This is a genomic window from Bacillus sp. AP50, assembly GCF_040492675.1.
GTDB lineage: Bacteria > Bacillota > Bacilli > Bacillales > Bacillaceae_G > Bacillus_A > Bacillus_A cereus.
Genome location: NZ_JBEUTW010000448.1, coordinates 1 through 5,962 on the forward strand (window position 1 = coordinate 1; position 5,962 = coordinate 5,962).

Genomic DNA, 5,962 nt, shown 5'->3' on the forward strand with positions numbered 1-5,962 from the left:
GTATCAATTTCTTCTTTTGTAATTATATATGGAGGAAGTAAACGGATAATATTCCCTTGTGTTACGTCAACTAATATCCCTTTTTCCATTAGCTCTACCTGTAATTTCTTCACATTTTCATTTGTATCATTTAAACTAATTCCAAACATCATACCAGCATGACGTACTTCCTGAATATAATAAGAGTTTTCTTTCTGAATTTCTTGTAATTTATCATTTAAATATAGTGACGTTTCATACGCTTCGTGCATTAAACCATCTTCAATCAATGTGTTTAATACCGTTAACCCTAAAGCCGTTCCCATTGATGAATGAGCAAACGTTGTCCCGTGATCTCCTGGTGAAAATACATCACATAACTTTTTGCCTACAATAATTCCTCCTAGCGGTATCCCGCCTCCTGCTCCTTTACCAATTTGAATAATATCTGGTGTAATATTAAAATTTTGATAAGCAAATAGTTTTCCCGTTCTACCCATACCACTTTGAACTTCATCAACGACAAGAAGTACATTATATTTTTCACATAAATATTGAACACCATGTAAATATTCACTTGATAAAGGATAAATTCCTCCACTTCCTAAAACAGGCTCTAGCATAATCGCAATTGGTTTTTCTTTAATAATAGTCTCCTCTAATTGGTCTATATTTTCGCGCTCTACTTCATATACAGGAATCGATGTTTTAGGGAAATTTTGATATACACTTTCTTGTCTCGTAAAATGAAGTGCCCCTAACGTACGCCCATGGAAACTATTCTTCAGCACTACAATTCCTTCACGTTCTTCATTCGTATTAGCTCTATATTTATCAATTAATTTCAAAGTTGTTTCTGTCGCTTCCGTACCAGAGTTTGTAAAAAAGACCTTTCCGTTTTTTAATGAGCAATCCACTAATTTCTTTGCATATTCAATCGCAACTGGATTTAAAAAATGAAACGGCAGATGCAACGATTTTGTAACTTGTTCCATTGTCGTTTGTACAATTTTCGGATGATTATACCCTAATACGTTCACTCCCACTCCAGAAAATAAGTCTACATACTCTTTACCATCTACATCATAAAGCTTGCACCCTTCTCCTCTTTCTATCGCAACCTTCGTACGACAATACGTAGACATCATATATTCTTTATCTAATTGAAACCAATCCGACATGTTAAATTCCTCCTATTTATTTTCCCTGTTTATTTCTGTTCATTCTCTATAAACTCATGTATAAATTCATTTTTCAGATTAAAATTTTAATAGTAATTTTCTTCACGATATTCATTTTTCCATAATTTCTTCTATTTCAACAGGTCCACTACATACACGTTTTTTTCATCTAGCGGTCTGTTACTACTTTGCATATCATACATAATCAAGATTATAAAATCATATTTAGTAACAATAGACGAAATAAATTTGGAGGCTATATCGATGAATGAAAACTATGATAAACAGGGGCAATCTTTACTAGGGAATCACTTTAATGAAAAAGGCGAACGTAATGAACAAGCTACCCTTCACTCACAAACAGTTGGTTCACGTGGACCTGTTCTAGAGCAAGATAGTGTACTTCACGAGACGTTACAAGAATTTATTCATGAAAAAATTTTAGAAAGACCTGTTCATGTAAAAGGATTTGGTGCGTTCGGTTATTTTCAAACGATATATTCGATGTCTGAACATACTAAATTAAGTTTTTTACAAAATTCTAATGAGAAAGTTCCTGTTATGGTGCGATTTTCGTTAGCTGTTAGTACGAAAGGAACACCGGATACTGCTAGAAATGTACGCGGTTTTTCTACAAAATTTTATACAAAAGAAGGCATTTTTGACCTTTTATGTAATCACATTCCTGTTTTTTCTGTCCGTGATCCGATGCGTTTCCCTGAAACGATTCAAGCATTATTACCTTCACCTAAAAATAACTTAATAGACCCTAATAGATTTTGGAATTTTGTCGCTAAAGCACCTGAATCTATTCATTTTGTTGTCCGTTTATACTCTAATAATGGTACGGCCAAAAGTCTTCGCCACATTCCAGGACATAGTGTTAATACATATGTATGGAGAAATGCGGAAGGTAATCGAAAGTATGTAAAGTATCATTGGTACCCGTTTGAAGGTGTACAGTACATTACTAGTAAAGAAGCAATTAAACTAGCTGCCGAAAATCCTGATTATAGCGGGAAAGATTTATATGATGCTATTGAAAATGGTAAACCAGTGGAGTATGGTTTATACGTCCAGCTCATGGATCCGAAAGATGAAGCGCACCTTTCTTATGATCCTTTAGATGACACAAAAGTATGGGATGAACAGACGTATCCTCTCCTACCAGTCGGGAAAATGGTATTAAATAAAAATCCTGAAAATTTTATGGAACAAGTAGAAAAAGTCGCATTCTCTCCTTCTAATTTACTGGATGGTGCAGAACTATCAGATGATAAAATGCTGCAAGGGCGCGCTAACATTTACAGTGATTCACAAAGAAGAAGAATTGGTCCAGAATTTCGCAAATTAACGATTAACCAGCAGCAAGATTGGACACCTGCTAATCAAATTACAACCGGTGAAGGAAGGTACGTTGAAGGTAAACTTGAAAGAGCTTCTATAACGAAACAGGATGACTTTACACAAGCTGGTGAATTTTATACGAAGTTACAGCCAATAGAAAAAGAACATCTCGCTGAAAACTTAGCTAGTGATTTGAAAGTTATATCCGATGATATTAGGGAGATCGTTTTGGGGTATTTCAATCAAGTATCAACTGATTTGAAAACAAGCATTGAGACAAAAATGAAAGAGCATTAAGAAGATTAAAACATGCTTTACGAATGAGAATTCAGATGTATATTAATTATTTTCTTATCAAAATCCAATGAGGTTATTTAATTTAAAAATATAAAGCCAACATATCCCTGTTCTATAATTAGAACAGGGATATGTTGAATTAGTTTAATGTTTAACATTACATACTTTATTTCGCTAAAAAATGTAATAAGTAGCCTTTCAAAACAAACTATAGTAAACTATTTTACTTGTACCGTATAATTCCCTGTTCCACCACCATACTTATATACACTTAAGTAATATTTCCCTGGCTTTGCATTATAATTTCCAAGCAATTTGTTCCCATCACGTTTTGTTGCATAAGCTACATAATTATTTAAATCTGATTCAGAATATAATACCCAGTTCAATCCAAGATTTTGTTCGTTCGTAACCGAAATTTGTAAATCTTTTTGATCCTTTACATCAATAACAAATTTATCCCCCTGATCTTGATCGCTCAAGGTTCCTCTTAACAAAATATTCAAAGATAGTGGGTTTGCTGTTTCAAATGAATTATTTGGTTCTTTTTCTACAGCCGTACCTTCTTCCGTATTCACTCCGCTAAACACAACATCATATTCAAATTGCCCAGCATTATTTACACGGTAATTTACAAAATAAGCAGTCAATGTTTTATATCCAGTCCACTCTTTTCCTGAAAGGCGTTTCAACATATCATTTGTTGCTTCATTCATCACTTTCCAGTCCTCAACTTCTCCTTTAGCCGCACTTCCTGTATATGTCCCCTGTAGTGTAAATGTATTAAAGAATTGTGATTTATTCTTTGTTACTTTCACATCTTTTAGTTTCGCTTCATTCGTAATATCTGAAGTAACGTCCGAAAGCGATTTTGGATCATGCTGAGTTAAATACTCATCTGATACTTGTGGAATTGTATACTTATCACGATTATCAATAAGCATTTGCATATAAGATTGATATTCTTCATTTAACTTATTATCTTTGCTTAATGTAGCACGGTATTCATCGTAACTTGAAACATCATTTGCGCGAATTAAATCATGTACTTTATCGAACATTTCTGGGCGCTTATTATACATATATGATTGTAGTGCAAACGAATAATTATAAAAATCCCACGTTCCATATTTCGCATTTAATGTTTGTGATGCTGTATAACGTTTTGTAGGATCATTAGATAACCCACCAATTATACTTTTTCGTGGTACTACACTATCTAATCGCGTTGCACCTGCAAAGAACTCTGCATTCCCTTCTTCAAACCATGTTAAACGTTCATTTTGATACATTTCCCCTTGGCCCCATAATCCCTGAACTTCGTACCTTCCCTGTAAGTAGTGCGTAAATTCATGGCGGAACAATTCTTCCAGACTATAAATACTTTGCTCTGGTGTACGTTCATATGTAAAGAAAGTCCCTGTCCCTTCAATATAAATCCCACCATTATTCGTTTCATATCCGTACAGTTGACGATTAAATTGATACTCATCTGGGCTATTATAAATAACCATCGTTAACACATCATCAGCATGTCCACTTTCAAGTGGTTTATCGCTACCAACTGTACGATAAAATTGAGAACGCACTTCTTTTGCCGCCCAGTATAGACGTTTAATTTTCTCTTCGCTAACTTTATCCCCAGCTTTAAAGACAATTGCACCATCATCAAACGTATACGTTTTCGGTAAATATTTCTTTTTACCCTCTTCTCGAATTTGATCTAAATTTACAGTTTTTCCATTCGCATCTATCCCTCCATAATTTGTAGTAATTTGTTCTGCCGCAACAAAGTATTGCTCTCCTAAATATGGATAAATTCGCATTGCATCTGTAGCAACTTGTTGTCCTTTTGTCGGCGTGCTATGAAGCTTGCCCAATCGGCCAGCATAGTAAATTCCATTATTAATTAACCATCCATTTTTATTTGTTACTGTACCAAGTAGTGCAAAACGATTTATTTCATTAATAAAGTTATCGATATTTCGATACCACATCGTATCTTTTGGCTCTTTTCCAGTCGTGTACATATCCGTCTGAATATCAAAGTCAATTCCCTTCATCAACTCATATATAGCGTCTCCTTTTGTTCGGTCTTCAATGAAAGTTGCAAGATTATCGTTATATTGTTTAAAAATTTCACCTGCATATAAAACCGTTTCAACATCTGCTGATGCATTTCCAATTAATTTTCCATATGATGCAATTACTTTATTTTGTTCTGATGTACCAAGTTTGAAATTTGGATTTTTTGCAATTGTTTTTAAAGCTGGTAAACATTTATCATGGTAGCTACGCTCATTTAGTTTGCTTAATTCATCATGATAAAAACCTAAATAAAATGCTGCACGTAGAGCTTCTACTAATGTTTCAATTCCTTTTGAATCATCTTTCGTATAAGTTTGTCCTTGTTCTTCTAGTTTATTAATAATTGCTTGCATTCGACTATCATCTTGATAGAATTTAAGACTATCACTATTAAACTGAAATAATTCCGGAATTTGATACCATTTAATTGTCACAAGAAGATCAGTTAATTGTTTGTTATTTAATTGATTTAACTCAGCCATTGAATACTTTTTTTCTTCAGCTAACGGTTTAATATTATCGGTTGGTGCTAGTGGACGCTGCGATAAATCCGCTAATTTTAACCGTTTTGTAAAAGATGCATTTTCTTGTACTTTTGAAGAGTGCGCCAATTCATTAACAGATTTCTGTATTCCTACCGGCTCCATTTGTAATACGTTCTTCACGTTTTTCTCTTTTGTCTCTGCTTGAATTTGCAAACCATTACATGTTATTGTCACTAATCCAACACCAAGAATCCACTTAGAAATTTTCGAATATTTAACCATACCATTGCCCCCTAATAATTTAAAAGAAAATTCAGAATTCCAAAACCAAAAACCCACTTATTTGTATGTATTTACAGTTCCGCTATAAATACAACTATGATTAATAATGCAATAGTAGCTTGTTTTATACTATTACGAGTACAGATTCCTTACATACAATCTCCCTCCCTTACATGTAATACAAGTTTTTATTCATGTGTAGTGTATCAAATTATGTGGGGAAAGGAAATATTTCCGAGGAAATTGTCGAAGTATCGTCAGTATTTATAAACTTTCTGTTTAAAAGAAGAGATGTATTATTGC

General features: G+C 33.6%; 3 protein-coding genes. 1 reads left to right on the forward strand and 2 read right to left on the reverse strand.

Annotated elements, in window-relative coordinates; genetic code table 11:
• On the reverse strand, positions 1–1,160 hold a 1,160-nt coding region (locus tag ABWK52_RS24365), incomplete at its 3' end, for an aspartate aminotransferase family protein (protein ID WP_353772194.1).
• A gap of 264 nt (positions 1,161–1,424) precedes the next feature.
• Between ABWK52_RS24365 and ABWK52_RS24370 the strand changes: the two genes are divergently transcribed.
• On the forward strand, positions 1,425–2,804 hold the full coding sequence (locus tag ABWK52_RS24370; RefSeq protein WP_061655723.1) for a catalase: 1,380 nt from the start codon (positions 1,425–1,427) through the stop codon (positions 2,802–2,804).
• Between the two features lie 218 nt (positions 2,805–3,022).
• Here the strand turns inward: ABWK52_RS24370 and colA are convergent, their stop codons facing one another.
• Positions 3,023–5,659: a collagenase ColA gene (gene colA / locus ABWK52_RS24375; protein WP_098541959.1), complete on the reverse strand. Its 2,637-nt coding sequence runs from the start codon at positions 5,657–5,659 to the stop codon at positions 3,023–3,025.
• Positions 5,660–5,962: the final 303 nt, after the last annotated feature.